Raw genomic sequence first — 20,781 nt, 5'->3', positions numbered from 1 at the left:
TCGATACTGCGTTTCGTCAGGCGCCGCCGCTGACGCTGTGGAGGCCGACGATCCCGCAGACGATGACTGCGATGAACCCCATCCTGGCAAGCGACGCCGGTTCGTCGAAGAGGACGACGCCGAGCGTCGCGGTGCCGACGGCGCCGATACCCGTCCAGACGGCGTACGCTGTTCCGATGGGGAGGTTCTGGACTGCTTTCGCGAGGAGCACCATGCTGATGACGAGCGCGACCGCGGTCGCCGCGGTCGGGACGGGTTTCGTGAGGCCGTCGGAGTACTGGAGGCCGATTGCCCACGCGATCTCGAACAGGCCGGCGACGACGAGGAGCGTCCAGGACACGTTCGTTGGTTCGCGACCGTCGGCTTCAGTCCTGCGACGTCGCTGCTTCGGGTGACCCTCGCAGTCCAGGGGTGACTTCGCTCGTAATCGCCCGTCACCGTTATGCCCTTGCCGTCGTTCGTTCCGCTCGAATGAGACGACGTGCGTTGCTCGGGGCGCTCGCGGTGGGGGGAACGGCCGGCTGTCTCCGGCTCGAAGGGGGCAGTGGGACGACGAACGCGACGGGCACGGACGGTGCAGGAATGGGGACCGTCGAGACCGCCACGGCGACGGCGACGGCGACCGAGACCGAACCGGAGACCACGACGGAGCGCGGCGACCCGACGTATCCGTTCGGATTGAGCGACGACGGCGTCGAGTCGTACCTGTACTCGACGTGTGATTCGGCGGTCGCGGAGCTGTCCTACCGCGCGCAGTACACGAAGGTCGACGTCGAGAGCGGGAGTCAGAAGTGGCATCGCGAGTACGAGGCCGCGGACGGTATCGCGCTCGGGCACTGGAATCGGAAAGGTGGTGGACCCGTCGACGCGTTCCATACCATCGGCGGCGACATGCTGTGGCGAGAGGAGGTGGCCGACGGCGATACGTACGGGTTGAGCACGCGACCGTCGTTCGAGGAGATATTCTGGGCCGAGGAGATCCAGCCGCTCCTGAAGGGGCCGGCGTGGGGGTCGCCCGAGCGCGTGAACGACGATCGGCCGGCCGTGTGGGAGGTGCGCGCCGATTCGGTCGGGGAGACCGTGCGGTCGCCGGGCCACAGCGAGGGAGAACTGAAGTCCATCGAGGGCGCGCGGATGCGCGTCGACGAGAACGGTGTCATCCGACGAATAGAGGCGGTGTACGACTCGTCGAACTTCGAGGGTGAGGTGCGCCGGCATCGGTTCCGGTTCGAGGTGTCGGACGTCGGGGCGGTGTCGCTCTCCGCGCCGTCGTGGGTGGAGACCGCACGAGAGGAACGACCTGACTTCTCCGCGCAGTTGACCGACGACCGGAAGTACGTCCGCCTGACGATGGAGTCGGGGTCGATAGCGTCCGACTCGCGCATCTCGGTGTTCCAGCAGCCGGACGCGGCGCGAAAGTACGTCGCGCGCACCGACCGCGAGGTGTCCGCCGGTGACGAACTCTACATCCACGCGAAGACGGATTCCGGGAAGTTCAACGAGGCCGGCATCGGGTACGGGACGCGGTCGTCGGTCGGAACGCCGCCGACGCTCGACGAACGGTATCACGTGGTCGCGTTCCGCCGAGACACGAAGTACGAACCCGGCGTCGACGTCGCACCGCCGAGCTAGGTCGCTACAGCGGTCGCGGTCGTCGCGGTGGTCGTCGACGGCTCAGTACTCGTACTCGACGACGGTCGTGCCGTTCGGGGTTTCGACGTAGACGACGTCGCCGTCGTTGTTCCAGATGGGGCTGCTCGCGCCCCAGTACAGCGAGTCGGCGGTCGCGTCACCGCTGCCCGTGAACAGCGTCAGTTGCTCGCCGGGGCGCAGCGCGACGCCGTCGGGCACGGTGTACGCGTGGTTCGCGTCGTCGCGGACCGTGTACCCGGAGAGGTCGATGGTGCGGTCGCCGCGGTTCTCGAGGACGACGTACTCGTCGTTGAGGTTGTCGCCGTCCGGGCCGTCGGCGTCCGCGTGCACGGTCGCGACCGCGAGGCCGCTGTCGCCGACGGCGCCACCATCGTCGCTGGCGGCGCCCGCGCCGTCCGTGTACGCCCAGAGGCCGGCGTTCTGGGATTGCGCGCTCGCTTCGAGGCTCGCGAACCGGTCGCGTTCCGTGAACTCGCTGTCGTACATCCGCGCGTACCCCTGCTCGAGGAGTTCGGCGTTCACGTTCTCGCCGTCGACGTAGACGTAGACGAGGAGGCGCCCGTACGAACCACGGCGGTCGGCTTCGGGGTCGGTCGCGATGCGGACCTCGGCGTCGGCGACGCGCTGAATCATCCACTCGCTGGCCCTGTGCCCCCAGTCGCGGAGCCATTGGCGGCCGTCCTCGGTCTCGGGAATGCCCTCGAACTCGTCGGGCGTGACGCCCGTGTGGACCTCGGGGGTGTCGACGCCGAGCAAGCGGACGTTCTCGACGCGACCGTCCGGGAACTCGACCTTGAGGGTGTCGCCGTCGACGACCTCGACGACCTCGACCGTCCACTCGGTCGCCGTCCCGACACCGCCTCCGTTCGCGTCGTTCGAGCCGCCAGCGCTCGCGTCGATACCAGCGGAGAGACAGCCACTGAGAGCGACGAGAACGACGAGGGCGACGACGATGACGGACCGCTGATGCATGTACGGATGGTGGTCCCCTCGCGAGATGAGTGTACCGCCGACGCGACCGGTACGCGTCTTCCCGCCGACGCGGCCGAGGCGCCCATTCCCGCCGACGCGGCCGAGGCGCCCATTCCCGCCCACGTGGCCGAGGCGCGTCCGCAGTCGCGGGAAGTACTGCGGACGCGGTGGTGTGGCCGAGCCGCGATTCGCGGGGTATCCCGTCCTCTGCTGTGGGTTTTCTCCGGACGTGGCGGGGTGGTGCGTTCGCTGGGCGGCGTCGAACCGCGGACCGGGCGGTGTCGACGGGCTACTGGCGTGGAACAGCGGACGGGGTGGGGGTCGAACCCGTAACGGGCGTCCCCGTGGCGCGCGTGAAGAACCGTGTGGAACAGCGGACGGGGTGGGGGTGGGAGTGAGGGTGGGAGTGGGGGTGGGACGGGGAAGGTTCCTTGTCGCTGCACGCCCTCGGTACGCTCGTGCCTACGTGTAGCGAGGAAGACTGCGAGCGTGGTGCGGCGTTCGAACTCCACGTCCCGTGGGCCGAGAACCGTCTGGTCTGCGCGCCGCACGCTCGCGTGCTCGCTCGCCAGGACGGCGTCGTCGCGGACGCCCTCCCCGACGCGAGCGACGAGCTTCCCTGAGCGGTCGCGGCCGCCCAGCCGATGCGGTCGCTCTCGTGCAACCTCCGAAAGAAGTCGTTCGACCGTGGTCGCCCGATCGCGTCAGACGAGGTGCTTCGCCATCATGACCTCGTCGACGTACGCGTCGTCGATCTTGTAGTGGTCGTCGCGGACCGCTTCGGTCTGCCAGCCCTGGCCTTCGAGGAACTCGATCGCGCCCTCGTTCGTCGCCGGCACCGAGTTGTAGAGGCGTTCGTAGCCGCGACTCGCCGCCCACTCGACGCCTCGCTCCAGCAGGTGCGAGCCGATGCCGTGCTCGCGGTACTCCTCGAGGACGCCGACGGTGAGTTCGGCGGTGTGACTGAGTTTCTCGACCTCCGGGTGGTCGATGTGCACCCAGCCGACGACCTCGTTGTCGACGCACGCGACGAAGAACATCCGCGTCTCCAGTTCGTTGCGTCGGAGGAGGACGCCTTCCTCCTCGAGGATGTGCGCGACGGATTCCGCCTCGACGTAATCGCCGCCCTCGACGGTGCGACGCATCGCGCCGACGAGCCCCGTGAGGTCCTCCTCGCGCGCCTGCCGGATGGTGAACGCCACCTCGCCGCTCTCGTACTCCTCCTCGGCGCCGGACTCGTACGCGATACGGAGGTGGTCGCGGTCCGCCTCCTCCAGGACGCCGTTTCGCTTCAGGATGGCGATGTGGTGCCCGAACGCGCGCTCGTCGAGCCCGACGGACTTCCGGAGCTTCTCGTAGCGGACGGTGCCGTGTGACTCCACGTAGTCGTAGATCGCCTCGCGGTCCGCGTGGTCGAACTCGAGCTTGCCAGTCAGTTCCATGCCATCTGGTACCACCCCGCAGTACTTAATGGTTGTTCGGAATACTACGACGTGAAACCGGCGACAACTACTTGATGCGGGCGGGCGACGCGGCAACCATGCCCGCCGCCCCCGTATCACCACCCCGTCGGTGGTGGCAGTGGTAGACGCCGTCTTCTGGGCGCTCGTCGCGCTCGCCACCGTCACGAGCCTCGTCACCGCGTGGGCGCTCGGCGCGAACTCGAACTCGCCACCGTTCGCGCCCGCCATCGGCGCGAACGCCATCTCCACGATGCGCGCCGCGTTCCTCATCGGCATCCTCGCCGCCCTCGGCGCCCTCACGCAGGGTGGCAGTATCTCCGAGACCGTCGGCAGCGGCCTCGTCGACGGCGTCGCAATCACGAGCCTCGGCGCGACCGCCGGCCTCCTCACCGCCACCGGCTTCATGGCGTTCGGTATCTACAGCGGCTACCCGGTGCCCGCGGCGTTCGCGACCACGGGCGCGATGGTCGGCGTCGGCCTCGGGCTCGGCGGCGACCCAGCCATCTCGACGTACCAGCGCATCGCGACGTTCTGGGTGCTCGTTCCGCCCGTCTCCGGCGGGCTCGCGTACCTCACCGCGACGCTCCTCCGCCGCGACGACGTCCCCGACACCGTCGGCATCCCGCTCCTCGCGGCCGTCGTCGGCGGCATCGTCGCGAACGTCCGGCTGAGCATCATCCCCGCGCCAGGGGACGCGACCCAGGGGAGTCTCGCCGCATACGGCGCGAGCTTCGTCGACACACCGAGCGTCGAAGGCGTCGACGTCCTCGTCGTCGTCCTCACGCTCGCGTTCGCGGCCGCGAGCTTCCAGTTCATCCGCCGCCGCACGCAGGCGTCGGTCGACAAGGGCGTGAAGACGTTCCTCCTCGTGCTCGGGAGCATCGTCGCGTTCTCCAGCGGCGGCAGCCAGGTCGGGCTCGCCACCGGGCCGCTGGAGAACCTCTACGGCGTGGAACTCGGCCTCCCGAGCATCGTCCTCCTCGGGCTCGGTTCCGCCGGCATCCTCGGCGGCGCGTGGATGGGCGCGCCGCGACTCCTCCAGGCGACGAGCCGCGAGTACGCCCAGCTCGGCATCCGACGCTCCATCGCCGCGCTCGTCCCCGGTTTCATCATCGCGCAGGCCGCGATCGTCCTCGGCATCCCCATCTCGTTCAACAACATCATCATCAGCGGCGTCATCGGCGGCGGTCTCGCCGGCGGGAGCGCCGGCGTCTCACGCCGGAAGCTCCTCACGACCGTCGTGTTCTGGCTCATCACGCTGTTCTCGTCGGTCGCGGTCGGGTTCGGCGTCTACACCGCGTTCGCCACCGTCCTCGGGTAGCGTCGAACCCACCCGGACGAGACGTGCCGGCGGGTAGGCGCGCTCCAGCGTCCCGATTGCTACGCGCGCTCCAGCGTCCCGATCGCCATCTCGACGCCCGGACTGTAGTGGACGAGCGACGGCTCGCCCGCGGGGTCGATACCGGCGGCGTCGAGGAGCGAGCGTTCGGTGACCGTCGCGTCCGCGGGCTGGACCGGCCACGGTGGATGCCCGACGGACCCGACGAGCCGCGAGCCCAGCGGGCCGGTCGCGACGTACCGCTCCCGCTCCACGAGGAACGACGAGAGCGTGTCCGGAGCCGTCCGCCCCGGTTCACCCGCGGGCGTGAACGTCACCGCCAGTCGCGCCCGGTCGTCGCCGCGACGACGCGTGAGGACCTCCGTGCGGTCGCCCTCCTCGCGACGCCCGACCGACGCGTGGTGCGCTGGCAGTCGGAACAGGTTCCGCATCGCGTCCGCCACGAGCCGGTCGTTCACGTCCAGTGAGAGGAAGTGTATCGCTCGCTGTCCCGCCGGCGTGATGACGTACGTCCGGAGGATGACCGCCTCGACGTCTCGCCGCACCGGGAACCCGAACGCGTCGAACCGGTCGATAGAGACCATGATCGCCGAGACCCACGCCGAGTCGTCGAAGCGATCGGGTTCGGTCCAGTCCGGGATTCGACTGCGGATCGTCCCGGTGGACACCGGCCAGTGCGCCAGACAGGCGTCGGAGAGCGCGAGCGAGAGCGGCCGGACTGCTATCGGCATACTCCACCTATCGGGTTCCAGGGGCTTGAGGTATCGGCCGCGCGATCGGCCGGTTCCACGTTCGAGTGCGACGGTACGCGCGGTGATCGCCGGCCCTCAGTCGCGAACGACGGTGACGGTCGTCGGCGCTTCCGCGACGACGGTGGTCGCGACCGTGCCGAGGAGTCGGCTCGCGAGCCCGGAGTTCCCGCCGTGGCCGCCCATCACGACGTGGTCGATCGCGTGGTCCTCGGCGTACTCGACGATCGTCTCGGCGGGGTCGCCGGATTCGACGACGGTGTCGACGTCGCGGCCCGCTTCGGCGGCCGTGTCCCGAGCGCGTTCGACGAGACGGTCCGCTCGCTCGCGCGCCTCGACCTCGCGGTCGCTGTCGGTGACGTCCTCGAGGATGCCGCCCTCGCTCATCGGCGCGTCGATGGGGACGACGACGTTCAGGACGGTGATCTCGCAGTCGAACGTCTCCAGAGCGTGTGCGAGCGCCGCGTCCGAGAGCGGAGACCCGTCTAGCGGGACGAGCACGTTCGAGGGAGCCATTTGTTCTTCATCCGAGCGGACGCGCTAAGTAACCTCGCCCTCGCGCTCGTCGGCGACCGGTCGGGCAGCGACCCCTCGAGCGTTCCGCGACCGACCCCACGCCCGGACCAAACACCGCCCAGACCAGACACTTCCCGGATACGATTGCGAATTTCGAATCAACACCCGGTTTCTCAAAGCCATAAACCAATATACTAGGAGGTATATTTGTATAATCGAACCATCGAGGCGTTTTCAGATGAGAGACAAACCAGCCGACCACCGGCTCGACGACATCGACCGTCGCATCCTCCACGCGCTCATGGGAGACGCGCGGCACACGACCGCCGCGTCACTCGCGGACGCCCTGAGCGTCTCGGGCGCGACGGTTCGAAATCGCATCGCGAAACTCGAGGAGAGCGGCATCGTCCGCGGTTACCACGCGCAGGTCGACTTCGAGCGAGCCGGCGGCAAACTCACGAACCTCTACATCTGCAACGTCCCCATCCCCGAGCGGGAAGCGCTCGCACGCAAAGCGCGGTCGGTGGCGGGCGTCGTGAACGTCCGCGCGCTCATGACGGGACGGGGGAACCTCCACGTCCTCGCGGTCGGCGAAACGACCGCCGACCTCCAACGGATATCGCGGACGCTCTCCGGGTACGGCATCGAGATAGAAGACGAGGACCTCGTTCAGGACGAGTTCCACTCGCCGTACGAACCGTTCGGGCCGGACACCGAGCGCGCGGACGCACCGACCGACTTCATCAGTCTCACCGGCGAGGCGGATGTCCTCGAAGTGGGCGTCCACGCCGATGCCCCCATCGCAGGCCTCTCGCTCGCGGCCGCGATGGACCGCGACGTCATCGACGAGGACACCCTCGTCATCGGCATCGAGCGCGACGACAGGGAACTCACGCCCCACGGCGACACGGTCGTGTCCGCCGACGACATCGTGACGGTCCTCTCCCGGAGCGCGTCGCCCGAACCGGACCTCGACGCGTTTCGCGCACGACCAACGACGACCGGGGACGGGTGAGTTCGAGATGCGACACCTCCTGCGTCGACTCCTCGGCGCCACGCGCGACGTCGTCGTGGTCTCCGAGTGTCGGAACTGCGGAACGACCGTCGAACCGACCGTCGAACGCTGCCCGGTGTGCGGAACCCGAGATATCAGTCACTACGAGATTCACTGACCATGCCCGAATCACTCACCGGCCGCGTCGTCGTCCCGGTCGCCAACGAGGACGACGCGCGCGAGACCGCGACAGCACTCGAACCGTACGACATCGGCGACGTCACCGTCGTGCACGTCGTCGAGAAAGGCGCCGGCGTCCCGGACAAGACGCCGGTCGAGCAGTCCGAATCCGTCGCCGAGGACGCCTTCAGCGCGTTCCGGAGCGTGCATCCCGCGGCTCGCACGCGGACCGCGTACGGCCGTGACGTCGTCCAACGGATCGTCGACGTCGCGGACGACGTGGACGCCACCGCCATCGCCTTCCTCCCCCGGGGTGGGAACCGCATCGTCCAGTTCCTCGCCGGCGACCGCTCACTCAGGCTCGTCACCGAAGCCGACCACCCCGTCGTATCACTCGCCAGACCAGACGCTTCGGACGATGCATGAGCACGCCCGACTAATTTCGGTCGACGGACGCGAACGCCTCGTCCTGTCGACCACGAGCGTCGACGCGACGTTCGACGACGGACCGCACCCCCGCATCGAACTCCAGCGATGAGTGCCGCGACCGAGATCGTCGGTATCGTCGTCACGATAATGGGCGTCGGGGTGGCCGCGCAGGTCCTCGCGGACCGACTCCGAATACCGAGCGTCCTCTTCCTCATCCTCGCGGGCGTCGTCGTCGGCCCCGAGGGCCTCGGCCTCGTCGACCCCGCCGTGTTCGGCGACGCTCTCCCGGCAATCGTCGGGCTGAGCGTCGCCATCATCGTCTTCGAGGGCGCGTTCCACCTCCACGTCGACCGGCTCCGGGAAGCACCCCGCGAGACGCTTCGGCTCGTCACCGTCGGCGCCCTCCTCTCGCTGGTCGGTACAGCCGTCGTCGTCCGGTTCGCCCTGGGGACTTCGTGGGCGCTCGCATTGCTCGTCGGGGCGCTCCTCGTGGCGACCGGGCCGACGGTCATCACGCCGATCATGGACGTCGTCCCAGTCCGGGATCGGGTGGCGTCCGCCCTCGAGACCGAGGGCGTCGTCAACGACGTGACCGCGGCGATACTCGCGCTCGTGACGTTCGAGTACCTCCTCCTGGGTTCGAGCGGCCTCCCCACGCTCGTCGGGATGTTCGCGACGCGACTCGCGCTCGGGGTCGCCGTCGGGTGTCTCGTCGCAGCCGTCGTCTGGTACCTCCTCAACGACGTCGGTCTCTCCGTCGAGAACGCCCCGCAGAACGCGCGCCTCATCGTCCTCATCGCGGCGCTCGGCGCGTACGGAGTCGCGGAGATACTCGCGGCGGAGCTGGGTGTCGCCGGCGAGCTCGGGTCCGAGTCCGGGATCGCCGCAGTGGCCGCGGCGGGCTTCCTCCTCGGGAACGTCTCGCTCCCCTACCGGGAACAGATAGAGCAGTTCAAGGGCGACCTCACGCTCGTCGTCCTGACGTTCGTGTTCATCACGCTGGCGTCGCTCCTCACGCTCGACGACCTCCTCGCGCTCGGCGTCGGAGGTATCGTGGCCGTCGTCGCCATCACCGCCGTGGTTCGCCCGGCGCTCGTGATGCTATGCACGGTCGGTGACCGGTTCGCGTTCGCGGAACGACTCTACATGAGCGCCATCGGCCCGCGAGGTATCATCCCGGCGAGCGTCGCGACGCTGTTCGCGCTCGAACTACGCCCGGCGAACCCGCAGGCGGCGACGACGCTCGTCGGCGCGGTGTTCCTGGTCATCCTCGTGACCGTCGTGTTTCAAGGGGGACTGGCGCGTCACATCGCACAGGGTCTGAACGTGATTCCAATGCGAGCTATCGTCGTCGGCGGCGGGCGAGTCGGCCGCGCGCTCGGCGAGCGGCTCGAGGACCGCGGCGAGGAGGTCCTCCTCATCGAGGCCGACGGCGACGTCGTCGAGAGCCTCCGCCAGGACGGGTTCTCCGTGCACGACGGCGACGGCAGCGACAGGGACGTCCTCGACCACGCTGGGGCGGACAGCGCGAAGGTCATCGCGGCGGCGACAGGCGACGACGACGTGAACCTCCTCGTCGGACAGCTCGCGAAGAACACCTTCGGCGTGGACACCGTCGTGGCGAGGGTCAACGAACCGGACAACGTCGAGGCGTTCGAGAACCTCGACATCGAAGTGATATCCACCGGGATGTCGGTGGCGTGGTCGATGGACAACGTCATCGAGCGACCCGGTATCGCGCGTTGGATGACGGAACAAGACCGCGAGGGGGACGTCCAGGAGGTCGAGGTGACGAGCGACCGAGCGGTCGGGCAGTCGGTGGCGGAGCTCCGCGCGGCGCTCCCGAACGACTGTCACCTGGCGTTGGTCACGCGCGGCGGCGACAACCGACTCCCGGAGCCGGAGGACGTCGTCGAACGCGGCGACCACCTGACGTTCATCGGCGGGAAGGCGGCCGTGCGAGAGGCACAGGACTACTGCGACGACACCGGCGTCCTCTGAGCGTCCTCGGCTCAGTCGTCCCGCCAGGTGACGTCGACGTCCGTGAGGACGGCCGCGGTGTCGACCGCGTCGTGCGTGTCGAGCAGGGTCTCCGCTGCCGTTCGGGCGGTGACGTCGGGGTTGCAGTCGACGCCGTGGCACGCCGCGAACAGTTCGAGATACGTGTTCAGTCCGACTTCGAGCGCGTCCCAGGCGTCGGACTCGAAGTACACCCACGAATCCTCGGTGCGAGCTTCGATGTACGTCGCCGCGGCTTCGCCGACGCCGTCGCGAGCGAACGCGAGCGCGCGCTCTTCGTCCGGGGGCGCGGTGGGCGCGCTGAACTGCTCGCGCGCCGTCGTCGCGCGCTCGCGGAGCGCGACCGCGCGAGCCTCGTAGTCGCGGCGCTCACTCGACCGCGCGTCAGTCCACTCGTCTCGCGACGCGTCGGCCACGCTCGGTCACCCCTGCTTGAACTCGACGCCCTTGTTCCCCGCGGGATGATTCCAGTCGGTGTCCGCGACGACCGCGCACGTCCCGCACTCGACGCAGGGCTGCGTGTCGAGACTGACGACCCGCTCCTCGCTCCCGTTCGTCTTCACGGTCTCCGAGCGATAGCAGCCACCGCCGAAGTCCTGCGCGCTCACCGGACACGCCGACACCGCAGCGCCGCTGGCCGCGTAGGACTCGTCGAGCAGTTCGATGTGCGGGTCGCCGACGTCGTACGTGAGGTCGCCGATGCGGTCGTCGAGCGCCGGCGGCTCGATGGTGTTCTCGCCGGTGACGCGGTCGCCGAGCGTCTCCCCGATGACCGTCGGGAGCGTCACGTACGGCGTCTTCGTGTCCGGCATCAACATCGACATGAACGGCGACGAGTACGCGCGCTCGACGACGCCGAGCGAATCCGCGACCTTCAGCCCGACCTTCCCGACCGGCGACTGGAGCAGTGAATCCGTGATGTCCGTGACGGCGTCGCGCTCGCCGAGCGCGGCCGCGACCTCGTAGCGCTTCGGGCGGAGCTTCCCCATCACGCCCTCGGTCTTGAGCTTGCGCTCGTAGAGTTCGCCCGCGGTCGGCTCGGACTTCCGGCTCTTGCGAGCACGGGACTCCACGAACGCCTCCGCGGCGAGCGCGCCCGCGGTGACGGCGTGGTTCATCCCCTTGATGATGGGGCCCTGCGCCTGCATCTGCCCGGCCGCGTCACCGACGAGCACGAGTCGCCCGCGATGGGGCGAGGTGTGCGCGACCTTCTTCGAGTCCGGCACGAGCTTCGCCGAGTACTCGAGCTCGTCGTACTCGCCGTCGAAGTACTCGTCGAGCATCGGGTGCGTCAGGAGCGCGTCCAGCAACTCGTGCGGTTCCGCCTCCTCGGCGACGAGACTGTCGAGGTGGAAGACGGTGCCGACCGAGAGCGTGCTCTCGTTCGTGTACACGAACCCACCGCCGCGGACGCCCTCGAAGAGGTCGCCCGAGAACAGGTGCGCCGCACCCTCGTCCTCGCCGATACCGAACCGGTCCTCGACCGCGCCCTCGGGGAGGTCGACGACCGCCTTCACGCCCTGGAACCACTCCTCGGGCTCCTCCCAGTCCATCAGATTCGCCTCGCGCGCCAGCTCGCTGTTCACGCCGTCCGCCGCGACGACGAGGTCCGCCTCGATGGGGTCGAGCTCCTCGCACGTCACGCCCTTCACCTCGCCGTCCTCCTGGATGAGGCCGTCCACGTGCACGCCCGTGACCACGCCACCGCCGGTCTCCCGAGTCCGCTCGTGCACGCGCCGCTCGAGCCACGAATCCATCTTCCGACGCAGGACCGCGTCCGACCACTCCGTGTCGTGGTCGTGGAGGTCCGTGATGTCGTAGCTCTTGACCTTGTCCCCGGCGACGTTGTGGATGTGGTACTCCGTGATCGGTCGCTCGCTCGCGTACTCACGGAATCCCGGGTAGAGGTCGTCGATCGTGTACGGCGCCGACTCCTCCGCGTAGATGAGCCCGCCGGAGACGTTCTTCGACCCGGCTTCGACCCCGCGTTCGAGGACGAGCGTCTCGACGCCGTTGTCGGCCAGTACCGCCGCCGCCGCGGCGCCGCCGGGACCGCACCCGACGACGACCGCCTCGTAGTGTTCTCTGTCGTCAGTCATTGTAGTCAGTCGTCTCCGGCCGCTATCTCCTCAAGTCGTAACTCGCCCGATTCGACCGCTTCGGTCAACCGCGGGAGGACCTCGAAGAGGTCGCCCTGAACGTAGTAGTCCGAGAAGTCCCGGATGTCCGCGTCCGGCTCCGTGTTTATCGAGATGATGACGTCGGACTCGTCCATCCCGACCTTGTGCTGGATGGCGCCGCTGATGCCCGCAGCGATGTAGACGTCGGGTTCGACCACCTGGCCGCTCTCACCGATCTGGCGGTCCTCGCCGATGTACTGCTCGACGTGCCCGTCGAAACTGTACGAGGACGTGATGACGCCCCGCGAGAGCCCGAGTTCCGCGTCCTCGAACGCGTCACGCAGTTCGAGGCCGAGTTCGATGCCCTTCGTCGGGTCGTCGCCGATGCCGCGACCGAGCGCGACGACGACGTCGTACCCGGTCAGGTCGATGCCTTCCTCGAGCGTGTCGAAGTCCTGGACGTCCACGCGGAACCACTCGTCGGGCGCCTCCAGGTCGCTGTGCACGACCTCGCCCTCGCGCTCCGCGTCGGCCTCGGGTATCTCGAAGCTCCCGGGGATGACGCTCCCGCCCTGCGGGTGGAAGTCCCGATGCGGTTTGTCCAGACAGAGGATCGTCGAGTACTCGAACCCGGAGAAGTCCGGGCGCTTCATGTGGAGGACGCGCTCGAACTGGCGCTTGCCCTCCCCACCCGTCTTCGCGGGGTTCGAGATGACGGTGTCCTCGATGTACAGCCCCGAGCAGTCGCTCGCGAGCCCGGAATCCAGTTCCGCCTGCACCTGCGCGGACAGGTCCCGGCCGTTGTTCGTCGCCGGGAACAGCACGTACCGCGGTTCGTCGTAGTCGTGCCAGTCGCGCTCCTCGCGGTCTTCGCGGCCGAACTCGTGGCCGTCGCCGCGCGCCACGTCGCAGAACACCTCCGAGTACGCCTTGTGCTGGAAGCGCGCCATGCGTTCGTCCTCGTGAACGACCACGAGGTCCGCGCCGTACTCGATACAGGTCTCGGCGTGCCCCTCGACGTCGTCACCCATGAGGACCGCGACGACGCGCTCCTCCTCGTCGTACTGGTCGTTGTAGTCGTCCATCAGCTGGCGAGCCTTCCCGAGCATCTCCAGGCTCACGTCGACGAGGTCGCCCTGCTGGGTCTCGCAGTACACCCACATGTCGCGGTACTCGCCGTCGTCGATACCGTGGACGTACTGCTTGTCCGCCGTCGGATGGTCGAGTTCGGGGTACTTCTCCTCCGGCGGCACGTACTCCTCCTCCTCGCCGTCGTCGTCGCTCGACTCCAACTGGTCGAGACGCGACTGGATGCGGTCCTTCGCCGTCGACCGGTCCTCGCCCGCTTCCTCGCGTTCGAGCATCCCGCGGAGCGCGTCCGCGTCGTCGACGTCGCGCACGAGGTTCGCCATCTCCGCGACCGTGTACTCGCCGGGGTCGAGCGCCTCGTAGTCGATTGCGTCCTCGTCCTCGTCGTGGAGCTTGTCGATGCGGCTCTGGACGAGCGTCTTCACCGCGTCCCGGTTCTTCCCCTCCTTCTCGCGTTCGAGGACCTCCTCCAGGTCGTCGGCGTCCTCGACGTCCTTCACCTTCGGGCCGAGTTCGCTGATGTCGAAGTCGTTCGGGTCGAATACAGCCATGGTCAGTCACCTCCCGCGTACGGCGCGAGTTCCTCGACGACCTGCTCCATTCCCTGAGAGTCAGTGGGGTCGACGTCCGTCGCCTCCCGCTCGCTCGGCGCCTTCGGGATGGGGTCGACGCCGCCGACGATCGTCGGCGACCCGTCCAGCCCGATGTAGTCCGGGTCGAGATTCAGGTCCTCGTGGTCCCACACCGTCATCACGGACTCGTGGTCAGCCGCGCGCGCCTGCGTCTCCTCGCGGAGGTCCTTGTGCTTCAGGCGGTGCTCGGCGCGCCGGTACGTCGGCTCGAACTCCGGGTCCGTGACGACGAACGCCGGCAGCTCGGCCTCGACGGTCTCGATCTCCTCGACGTCGCCCTGCACGAGTCGCTTCGCGCGGACGACGCCCTCGTCCTCGTCGACGTCCAGCGAGATCACGTGCGTGAGGATCGGCCAGTCCATACACCACGCCGCCTGCGGGCCGGTGTGGCCGGTCTCCCCGTCAGCGGTCTTGAACCCCGCGAACACGAGGTCCGGTTGTTCCTCTAACTTCTGGATGCCGGTCGCGACCGTGATCGCGGTCGCCCACGTGTCAGCCGCCGCCATCTCGCGGTCCGAGAGGAGGACGCAGTCGTCGCCGTAGACGTCTTCCATCCCCTCCCGGAGGACGTCGCCGTACCCCGGCGGCCCCATGCTCATGAGTGTCACGTCGCCGCCGTGGCGGACCTTCGTCTGGAGCGCCGCGCGCGCGGCGTGCTTGTCGTTCGGGTTCATCACCGTGGGGGTCTCCCCGCGCTCGAGGTGGCCGTCCTCGTCGAACGACACCACCCCCTCGCGGAAGTCGGGGACCCCTTTCGTCAGTACGACTGAATACATGCTATCTATCACCGAGGGTGTGTTCGACTAGCAAGGCGGAGGGAGGGATTATCACTGTGTCGGTGATTATCACGTGACGCGACCGTTCCGTCGGCTACGAGAGGACACGGCTCGAAGCCGCGTCCGCTTCAGGCCCGCAGAACGTACAGCGTCCGCTTCACGACGTCAGTAGACGCACCGTTGCGACGACCGACCGGTGGTCGTGCACGCCGTCGAACCGATCGGAGAGGGCGGCAGGATAGCGTCCGTCAGCTCCGACCGGCGCGCCCGGGGTCGACGTCGATGGCGTCGACGGGGCAGACGTCGACGCAGAGCATGCAGTCGATGCACTGGCTCTCGTTCGCCGGGTCCGCCTTGATCTCGCTCTCGGGGTGATCGGGCGTGTCAACCCACTCGAAGACGTCCACCGGACAGTCCTCGACGCACGCGCCGTCGGCGATACAGATGTCGAAGTCCACGGCGACGTGCGTCCCGTGGATTCCGAGTTCCTCGGGTTCGTCCACCGGCCCCCACACGTCGTGACCGTCGTGCTGCTCCACGACGTCGCGATTCTGCTCGAAGTTCGGGTCTATGGCCATTGGTACCCTACACCACTCAGCCCTAGTACTTAAAACTTCGACCAGGAACATCCCGTGACCGCAAGCAAGCGCGGCGGCCGAATCAGTTCGGGTGGCGAATGTCGGCGGACCGTTCGTACACGTCCCTTCGCGTCCACCACCCTGAACCTCACGGTTCCACCGCCACGCACACCGTCGGCGGCGCGGACTGACACGCGAACCCCACGGACTGACACGCGAACCCCACGGACTGACACGCGAACCCCACGGACTGACACGCGAACCCCACGGACTAACACGCGAACCCCAGACCCACTGCCGAATCCGGAACGACCGTCCGCCGAGACAAGCCTTTACGGCCGTCGCACCTACGTTCGGGTATGAGCGAGACAGCGACGTTCGGCGGCGGTTGCTTCTGGTGCGTCGAGGCCGCGATGAAGGAACTCGAAGGCGTCCACGAGGTCACGTCCGGGTACGCGGGCGGGCACGTAGAGAATCCATCGTACCGCGCGGTGTGCTCGGGCGATACCGGACACGCCGAGGTCGTTCGCGTCGAGTTCGACCCCGACACCATCGCGTACGAGGACCTCCTGCGCGTCTTCTTCACCATCCACGACCCCACCCAGTTGAACAAACAGGGCCCGGACGTCGGCACCCAGTACCGCTCCATCGTCCTCTACGAGACCGACGAGCAGCGCGAACTGACCCAGACGTTCATCCAGGGGCTCGCGGACGAGGACGTCTACGACGACGACATCGTCACCGAGGTCGAGCCACTGGAGACGTTCTACGAGGCCGAAGCGAAGCACCAGGACTACTACGAGAAGAACCCGAACGACCGGTACTGCACGTTCCACGCCGACCCGAAGATCAAGAAGGTCCGCGAACAGTTCCGCGACCAGGTCAAAGCGGACTAACAACGCGGCCGCGTCGAACCGGCTGCTGTGGGCCAGCCGCTGGCAAGCGGTCACGGCGGCGAGCGTTTCTCTCAACCCGAGAACCACTCTCTCTTTATATGGGGACGGGTATCGTCTCTCTACTCGTTGAACTAATATGGCATCCATCCCCACCACCAAACAATCCGCGAACAAGTTCGAGAGCACCATCGGCGGCATCACCGTCAACGGTCAAGCCCACTCCCTGAGCGCGTGGTTCGTCCTCGCACTCCGACTCATGTTCGGCTACGCGTTCCTCAGCGCCGGCCTCAGCAAGGTCCTCGAGGGCGCCTGGACCGCACAAGGCTACCTCGCGTTCGGCGCCGCAGCGAACGGCAACCCCCTCGCGGGGATGTACGCGTGGATGGCTGACACCACCTGGTTCCTCGCGTTCATCGACATCGCCGTCCCGTTCGGCCAGATCGCGATCGGCCTCGGCCTCATCGTCGGCCTCCTCGTCCGCCTCGCGGCGTTCTTCGGGGCCTTCATGATGACGATGTTCTACTTCGGGAACTGGGCCGTCGAACACGGCTTCGTCAACAGCGACATGGCGTACGTCCTCGTGTTCCTCGCCATCGCCGCGTTCGGCGCCGGCCGCATCATCGGCCTCGACCGCTACGTCGAGACCTACGAGTTCGCGGACGGCCAGACGCTCCTCGAGAAGTACCCGCGTCTCGACTACATCCTCGGCTAAGTCGCCGAGTCTTCGTTCGGCTCTTTCGGCCCGTTTTCAGCTCGCTTCACTGACCGTCCTCGAGCGGCCGCTCTTTCACTCCGAATACAGCGAGTACGTGATGATAGCGAACCCGATGGCCGTCAACGCCGACTCGATGACGAGCGCGGTATTGCGCTCGAATCCGGTCGGGAACTGGTCGAACACGCCCGCGAGCAGCGACCCGAGCGTGATGACGCCGAACCCGAGCGCGAGATAACCGAGTGCTCGCGCGTCCGTCCGCCGGTACGCGCGATACGAGAGGTACGAGATGAGGCCTCCGAGAGCCAGCGTGATTGCTTTCAGTGCGACGACCAGAGCCGGTGTGTGACTGCTCATGTTTCCTTACGTACCTCGTTCCAGAGTTGTGCGAGTTGCTCGTCCGCCGACTGCGCGGGCCGCGAGATATCGACAGCGAACTCGCGGTCCTCGGTCAACCCGATCTCGACCGCCTCGAACGCGAGCACGTACTTCGTCGTATGGTGGCCGTCTGACCGGATCTCCGTGCGTTCGTCGAGAATCGACGCCTCCGTCAGGAGGTCGAGTTTGCGGTACGTCGTCGACAACGGGATGTCGGTCGCGTCCGACACCTCGTTCGCCGTCATCGCCCCCGACATCGCCTGGACTATCTTCCGACAGTTCGGGTCGTCGAGCGCGTCCAGGACCGCCTGCAGGTCCGGCTCGGCGTCGTCAACGAACGGGTCCCGCACCATCTGTTTCGGCCTCCTCGGGGAGTCCTCAAAAACCTGCCGACGTCCCGCCCCGAACGCGTCGGCCGAATTCACCACCTCGCGACGCCGGTTCCACGACCTTCCCGGGGTCGAATCCGAACGGGTTCGGGTCGGCACCCCGCCCGTTCCAATCTCGTGAGAACGGTTTTTCGGCGTCGAGAATCAGCGAAGCCGGGTTCAAGTAGGGGTCGATAGGTGTAGGTGTACAATGACGGAACGTATCGGCGCTCCCGGCACTGGCGTATCGCGACGCGAATTCGTAGCGGCGACCGGTGGCATGGGCGCGGTCGGCCTCGCAGGGTGCACGACCGCGTTCGAAACTGACCAGACGACGACCACGACGAACGACGTCGGCGCGACGACCGCGGACCTCCCGGAGACCAGTCCGCCAGAGGTCGTGAACGTCGACGAACAGGGCGGGGCCGTGACCATGAAGTCCCAGCCCGCCGTTCACAAGCCCCACCCCGGCGACGCCATGGGTGGCCCCGTCGAATTGCCGCGGGTGTGGGCGTTCTCCGCCGACGACGGCGACCCGAGCGTCCCCGGCCCCATCCTCCGCACTACCGAAGGCGAGGACATGGCTGTGACGCTCGACAACACGGACGGAAAGCGCCCGCACACGCTGCACTTCCACGGCGTCTCCAAGAAGTGGGAGGACGACGGCGTCCCGACGACCACGGGCATCCGCGTCGACCCCGGCGAGAAGCACACGTACACGATTCCCGCGAACGTCCCCGGCACGCACATCTATCACTGCCACTACCAGACCCAGCGGCACATCGAGATGGGGATGTGGGGGATCTTCCGCGTCGACCCGAAGGGCTACGAACCCGCTGACAAGGAGTACTTCCTCGGGTTCAAGGAGTGGGATTCGCGGCTCTCCCGCCAGATGGCGGGCGAAGACGTCCAGTACGACCCACGGAACCGTAGACCCGACGTGTTCACCGTGAACGGGAAGTGCGCACCGCGCACGCTCCACCCCGAGGACGGAAGTCCGATAATCGTCGAACAGGGCGACACCGTCCGCCTCCACCTGGCCAACGGCGGTTACATGAGTCACCCGATGCACATCCACAACCATCGGTTCACGCGCGTGGAGAAGGACGGCGGGACGATTCCGGAAGCGGCCCGACACGAGATGGACATCACGAACATCGCGCCCGCTGAACGCCACACCATCGAGTTCGAGGCCGACGCCGACCCCGGCATCTACCTGATGCACTGTCACAAGGTCAACCACGTGATGAACGGGAACTTCTACCCCGGCGGGATGCTCGGCGGCCTCGTCTACAAGGAGGCGATGGGGACGGACATCTTCAAGCAACTGATGGAGTACGCCGGCTACGACGGCTGAACGCGCGTCGTCCGCGACGCTCCACGCACACCTTCGAATCACGGAACGGGACGCCCACCACGGACCAAAGAAACGGACCAGAACTCAACTGATGACCGACGAATTCACTGGCCGCGCAGCGCGGTACGACAGACGCACCGTCATGAAAGCAGGGCTTGCAGCGGCCTCGACAGCTGCCGTCGGCGCCGCCCCGGCTGCCGCGAGCGGCGGATCCGCGAGTGCGAGCGCGGACGCCTCGCTCGAGGATTGGCTGAAGAACGTCGGGAACTTCGACGGTATCGTCGACGAACGCGGGAAGTCGACGGTCACCGTCGAGGTCGGTGCGAAGGGGAACAACGGCTCGTACGCGTTCGGACCGGCCGTCGTCCGCGTCGACCCGGGGACGACCGTCGTCTTCGAGTGGACCGGGAAGGGCGGGTCGCACAACGTCGTCGCGGAGGACGGCAGCTACGAGTCCAAGATGCAGGGCAACGACGGTGATACGTTCGAGCAGACATTCGAGGAAGCCGGCGCCAGTCGGTACTACTGTGGGCCGCACAAGCCGATGGGGATGAAGGGCGCCGTCGTCGTCGGTGACGTCGAGGTCGCGGTTCCGTCCACGGGCGGCGCTGCGAGCGACGCCGAGAACGGTTCCGGTGCTGGGGACGACAGCATCGACTACGACGGGTGGTTCGAGAACGTCGCGAACTTCGACGGGACGGTCGACCGTACCGGCGAGAGCGAGGTCACGATAACGGTCGGTGCGGAGGGGAACAACGGTGCGTACGCGTTCGGGCCCGCGGCAGTCCAGGTCGACCCCGGAACGACGGTGACCTGGGAGTGGACCGGCGCCGGCGGGTCGCACAACGTCGTCGCGGAGGACGGCAGCTACGAGTCCAAGATGCAGGGCAGCGAGGGCACTACGTTCGAGCGGACGTTCGACGCCGCTGGCATCTCGAAGTACTACTGTGGGCCACACAAACCGATGGGGATGAAAGGCGCTGTCGTCGTCGGCTCCCCGAACGCCGCCGGGGGACAGGAGAGCGACGGTGCTACAGACGGCGGTGACGACCTCTGGCTGTACGGTCTCGTCGCTGGGTTAGTAGGCGCACTCCTCTCCCCGCTCCTCTTCGGTGCGTTCCTGCACGCGAAAGACGACGTCACGGAGACGTCCGAACCACCCCGGGGCCACAGGTCGCACTGACGTCCAAGACTACTGACCGCACTGACGTATGAGCTCTTCGAGGGACCGTATGAGTCCGTCGTGGGACCGTATGAGTCCGTCGAGGGACCGTATGAGTCCGTCGGGGAACCTGTGAAATCGTCTGATGAATCGCGATCGCGCGCGGTTCGCGGGCCGTGGTTCCGGAGCGGTCGAACCACCGGCGGACGTCGAAGTAGTTGCTAGCTACTCGATTATTTCGATTCCCGGTCATTCGAACGACGGTGAAAGAGGACCACCTGCTGGTCGGTTCCTCGCCGACCGCGTCTCGCGTTCTTCGACGGTCCGAGCTAACCGTACAACGCGAGCTCGCTCCGCTGTACAGCACGAGCGAGGTCGTTCAATGTGGGCTCGTATACC

23 protein-coding genes are annotated in these 20,781 nt (G+C 67.4%); 11 read left to right on the top strand and 12 right to left on the bottom strand.

What is annotated here, in order from left to right; genetic code table 11:
* Positions 1-16: 16 nt before the first annotated feature.
* On the bottom strand, positions 17-340 hold the full coding sequence (gene sugE, locus VYJ16_RS16265) for a quaternary ammonium compound efflux SMR transporter SugE (protein WP_336351366.1): 324 nt from the start codon (positions 338-340) through the stop codon (positions 17-19).
* A 131-nt stretch (positions 341-471) separates the two neighbouring features.
* Between sugE and VYJ16_RS16260 the strand changes: the two genes are divergently transcribed.
* Positions 472-1,632 carry a hypothetical protein gene (locus VYJ16_RS16260; RefSeq protein WP_336351365.1) on the top strand — a complete coding sequence of 387 codons (1,161 nt, stop codon included), beginning with the start codon at positions 472-474 and terminating at the stop codon, positions 1,630-1,632.
* A 42-nt stretch (positions 1,633-1,674) separates the two neighbouring features.
* Here VYJ16_RS16260 and VYJ16_RS16255 read toward each other — a convergent pair whose 3' ends face one another.
* Positions 1,675-2,625: a thermonuclease family protein gene (locus VYJ16_RS16255; protein WP_336351364.1), complete on the bottom strand. Its 951-nt coding sequence runs from the start codon at positions 2,623-2,625 to the stop codon at positions 1,675-1,677.
* A 458-nt stretch (positions 2,626-3,083) separates the two neighbouring features.
* Between VYJ16_RS16255 and VYJ16_RS16250 the strand changes: the two genes are divergently transcribed.
* Positions 3,084-3,248: a DUF8014 family protein gene (locus VYJ16_RS16250; protein ID WP_336351363.1), complete on the top strand. Its 165-nt coding sequence runs from the start codon at positions 3,084-3,086 to the stop codon at positions 3,246-3,248.
* 81 nt (positions 3,249-3,329) lie between these two features.
* On the opposite strand, the gene VYJ16_RS16245 is transcribed toward VYJ16_RS16250, so the two are convergent.
* Complete coding sequence (locus VYJ16_RS16245) at positions 3,330-4,067, bottom strand: GNAT family N-acetyltransferase (protein ID WP_336351362.1); 738 nt, start codon at positions 4,065-4,067, stop codon at positions 3,330-3,332.
* Between the two features lie 139 nt (positions 4,068-4,206).
* Here VYJ16_RS16245 and VYJ16_RS16240 point away from each other — a divergent pair, with 139 nt between their 5' ends.
* Positions 4,207-5,409: an inorganic phosphate transporter gene (locus VYJ16_RS16240; RefSeq protein WP_336351361.1), complete on the top strand. Its 1,203-nt coding sequence runs from the start codon at positions 4,207-4,209 to the stop codon at positions 5,407-5,409.
* Between the two features lie 59 nt (positions 5,410-5,468).
* On the opposite strand, the gene VYJ16_RS16235 is transcribed toward VYJ16_RS16240, so the two are convergent.
* Entirely contained in the window at positions 5,469-6,158 is a 690-nt protein-coding gene (locus VYJ16_RS16235; RefSeq protein ID WP_336351360.1) for a YqjF family protein, read from the bottom strand.
* A 96-nt stretch (positions 6,159-6,254) separates the two neighbouring features.
* A complete protein-coding gene (locus VYJ16_RS16230; protein ID WP_336351359.1) occupies positions 6,255-6,692 on the bottom strand; it encodes a universal stress protein in 438 nt (145 codons plus the stop codon).
* 238 nt (positions 6,693-6,930) lie between these two features.
* Between VYJ16_RS16230 and VYJ16_RS16225 the strand changes: the two genes are divergently transcribed.
* From VYJ16_RS16225 to VYJ16_RS16210, 4 genes are all read left to right on the top strand, one after another.
* Complete coding sequence (locus VYJ16_RS16225; protein ID WP_336351358.1) at positions 6,931-7,707, top strand: Lrp/AsnC family transcriptional regulator; 777 nt, start codon at positions 6,931-6,933, stop codon at positions 7,705-7,707.
* A gap of 7 nt (positions 7,708-7,714) precedes the next feature.
* A complete protein-coding gene (locus tag VYJ16_RS16220) occupies positions 7,715-7,864 on the top strand; it encodes a zinc-ribbon domain-containing protein (RefSeq protein WP_336351357.1) in 150 nt (49 codons plus the stop codon).
* A gap of 2 nt (positions 7,865-7,866) precedes the next feature.
* Positions 7,867-8,292, top strand: a complete 426-nt coding sequence (locus tag VYJ16_RS16215) for a universal stress protein (RefSeq protein WP_336351356.1) — start codon at positions 7,867-7,869, stop codon at positions 8,290-8,292.
* 108 nt (positions 8,293-8,400) lie between these two features.
* Positions 8,401-10,296 (top strand): cation:proton antiporter domain-containing protein, encoded by a 1,896-nt coding sequence (locus VYJ16_RS16210; RefSeq protein WP_336351355.1) that lies wholly within the window; start codon positions 8,401-8,403, stop codon positions 10,294-10,296.
* Positions 10,297-10,307: 11 nt separating this feature from the next.
* Here VYJ16_RS16210 and VYJ16_RS16205 read toward each other — a convergent pair whose 3' ends face one another.
* The 5 genes from VYJ16_RS16205 to VYJ16_RS16185 all read right to left on the bottom strand — a co-directional run bounded on the left by VYJ16_RS16205 (position 10,308) and on the right by VYJ16_RS16185 (position 15,509).
* The gene (locus VYJ16_RS16205; RefSeq protein ID WP_336351354.1) at positions 10,308-10,730 is read right to left on the bottom strand and encodes a DUF8055 family protein; all 423 of its coding nucleotides are present in this window, start codon (positions 10,728-10,730) and stop codon (positions 10,308-10,310) included.
* A 6-nt stretch (positions 10,731-10,736) separates the two neighbouring features.
* Positions 10,737-12,413: an FAD-dependent monooxygenase gene (locus tag VYJ16_RS16200; RefSeq protein WP_336351353.1), complete on the bottom strand. Its 1,677-nt coding sequence runs from the start codon at positions 12,411-12,413 to the stop codon at positions 10,737-10,739.
* 5 nt (positions 12,414-12,418) lie between these two features.
* Positions 12,419-14,074 carry an electron transfer flavoprotein subunit alpha/FixB family protein gene (locus tag VYJ16_RS16195; protein ID WP_336351352.1) on the bottom strand — a complete coding sequence of 552 codons (1,656 nt, stop codon included), beginning with the start codon at positions 14,072-14,074 and terminating at the stop codon, positions 12,419-12,421.
* A gap of 2 nt (positions 14,075-14,076) precedes the next feature.
* A complete protein-coding gene (locus tag VYJ16_RS16190) occupies positions 14,077-14,931 on the bottom strand; it encodes an electron transfer flavoprotein subunit beta/FixA family protein (protein WP_336351351.1) in 855 nt (284 codons plus the stop codon).
* A gap of 248 nt (positions 14,932-15,179) precedes the next feature.
* Positions 15,180-15,509 carry a 4Fe-4S dicluster domain-containing protein gene (locus tag VYJ16_RS16185; RefSeq protein ID WP_166042126.1) on the bottom strand — a complete coding sequence of 110 codons (330 nt, stop codon included), beginning with the start codon at positions 15,507-15,509 and terminating at the stop codon, positions 15,180-15,182.
* A 359-nt stretch (positions 15,510-15,868) separates the two neighbouring features.
* Here VYJ16_RS16185 and msrA point away from each other — a divergent pair, with 359 nt between their 5' ends.
* Positions 15,869-16,405, top strand: a complete 537-nt coding sequence (gene msrA, locus VYJ16_RS16180) for a peptide-methionine (S)-S-oxide reductase MsrA (protein WP_336351350.1) — start codon at positions 15,869-15,871, stop codon at positions 16,403-16,405.
* Positions 16,406-16,541: 136 nt separating this feature from the next.
* Positions 16,542-17,117 (top strand): DoxX family protein, encoded by a 576-nt coding sequence (locus tag VYJ16_RS16175; RefSeq protein WP_336351349.1) that lies wholly within the window; start codon positions 16,542-16,544, stop codon positions 17,115-17,117.
* Positions 17,118-17,192: 75 nt separating this feature from the next.
* Here VYJ16_RS16175 and VYJ16_RS16170 read toward each other — a convergent pair whose 3' ends face one another.
* Positions 17,193-17,474 carry a DUF7521 family protein gene (locus VYJ16_RS16170; RefSeq protein ID WP_336351348.1) on the bottom strand — a complete coding sequence of 94 codons (282 nt, stop codon included), beginning with the start codon at positions 17,472-17,474 and terminating at the stop codon, positions 17,193-17,195.
* Positions 17,471-17,848 (bottom strand): helix-turn-helix domain-containing protein, encoded by a 378-nt coding sequence (locus tag VYJ16_RS16165; RefSeq protein ID WP_336351347.1) that lies wholly within the window; start codon positions 17,846-17,848, stop codon positions 17,471-17,473. The genes VYJ16_RS16170 and VYJ16_RS16165 overlap by 4 nt, the downstream gene beginning before the upstream one ends.
* Before the next feature lie 226 nt (positions 17,849-18,074).
* On the opposite strand from VYJ16_RS16165, the gene VYJ16_RS16160 reads away from it, so the two are divergent.
* Both VYJ16_RS16160 and VYJ16_RS16155 read left to right on the top strand, forming a co-directional pair.
* The gene (locus tag VYJ16_RS16160; protein WP_336351346.1) at positions 18,075-19,220 is read left to right on the top strand and encodes a multicopper oxidase domain-containing protein; all 1,146 of its coding nucleotides are present in this window, start codon (positions 18,075-18,077) and stop codon (positions 19,218-19,220) included.
* A gap of 91 nt (positions 19,221-19,311) precedes the next feature.
* On the top strand, positions 19,312-20,403 hold the full coding sequence (locus VYJ16_RS16155; RefSeq protein WP_336351345.1) for a halocyanin domain-containing protein: 1,092 nt from the start codon (positions 19,312-19,314) through the stop codon (positions 20,401-20,403).
* The last annotated feature ends 378 nt before the right edge of the window (positions 20,404-20,781 follow it).

This window comes from Halorubellus litoreus (genome assembly GCF_037081675.1).
Classification (GTDB): domain Archaea; phylum Halobacteriota; class Halobacteria; order Halobacteriales; family Natrialbaceae; genus Halorubellus; species Halorubellus litoreus.
The sequence above is the reverse complement of the archived record's forward strand: the minus strand, read 5'-3'. Positions and strand labels throughout refer to the sequence as shown.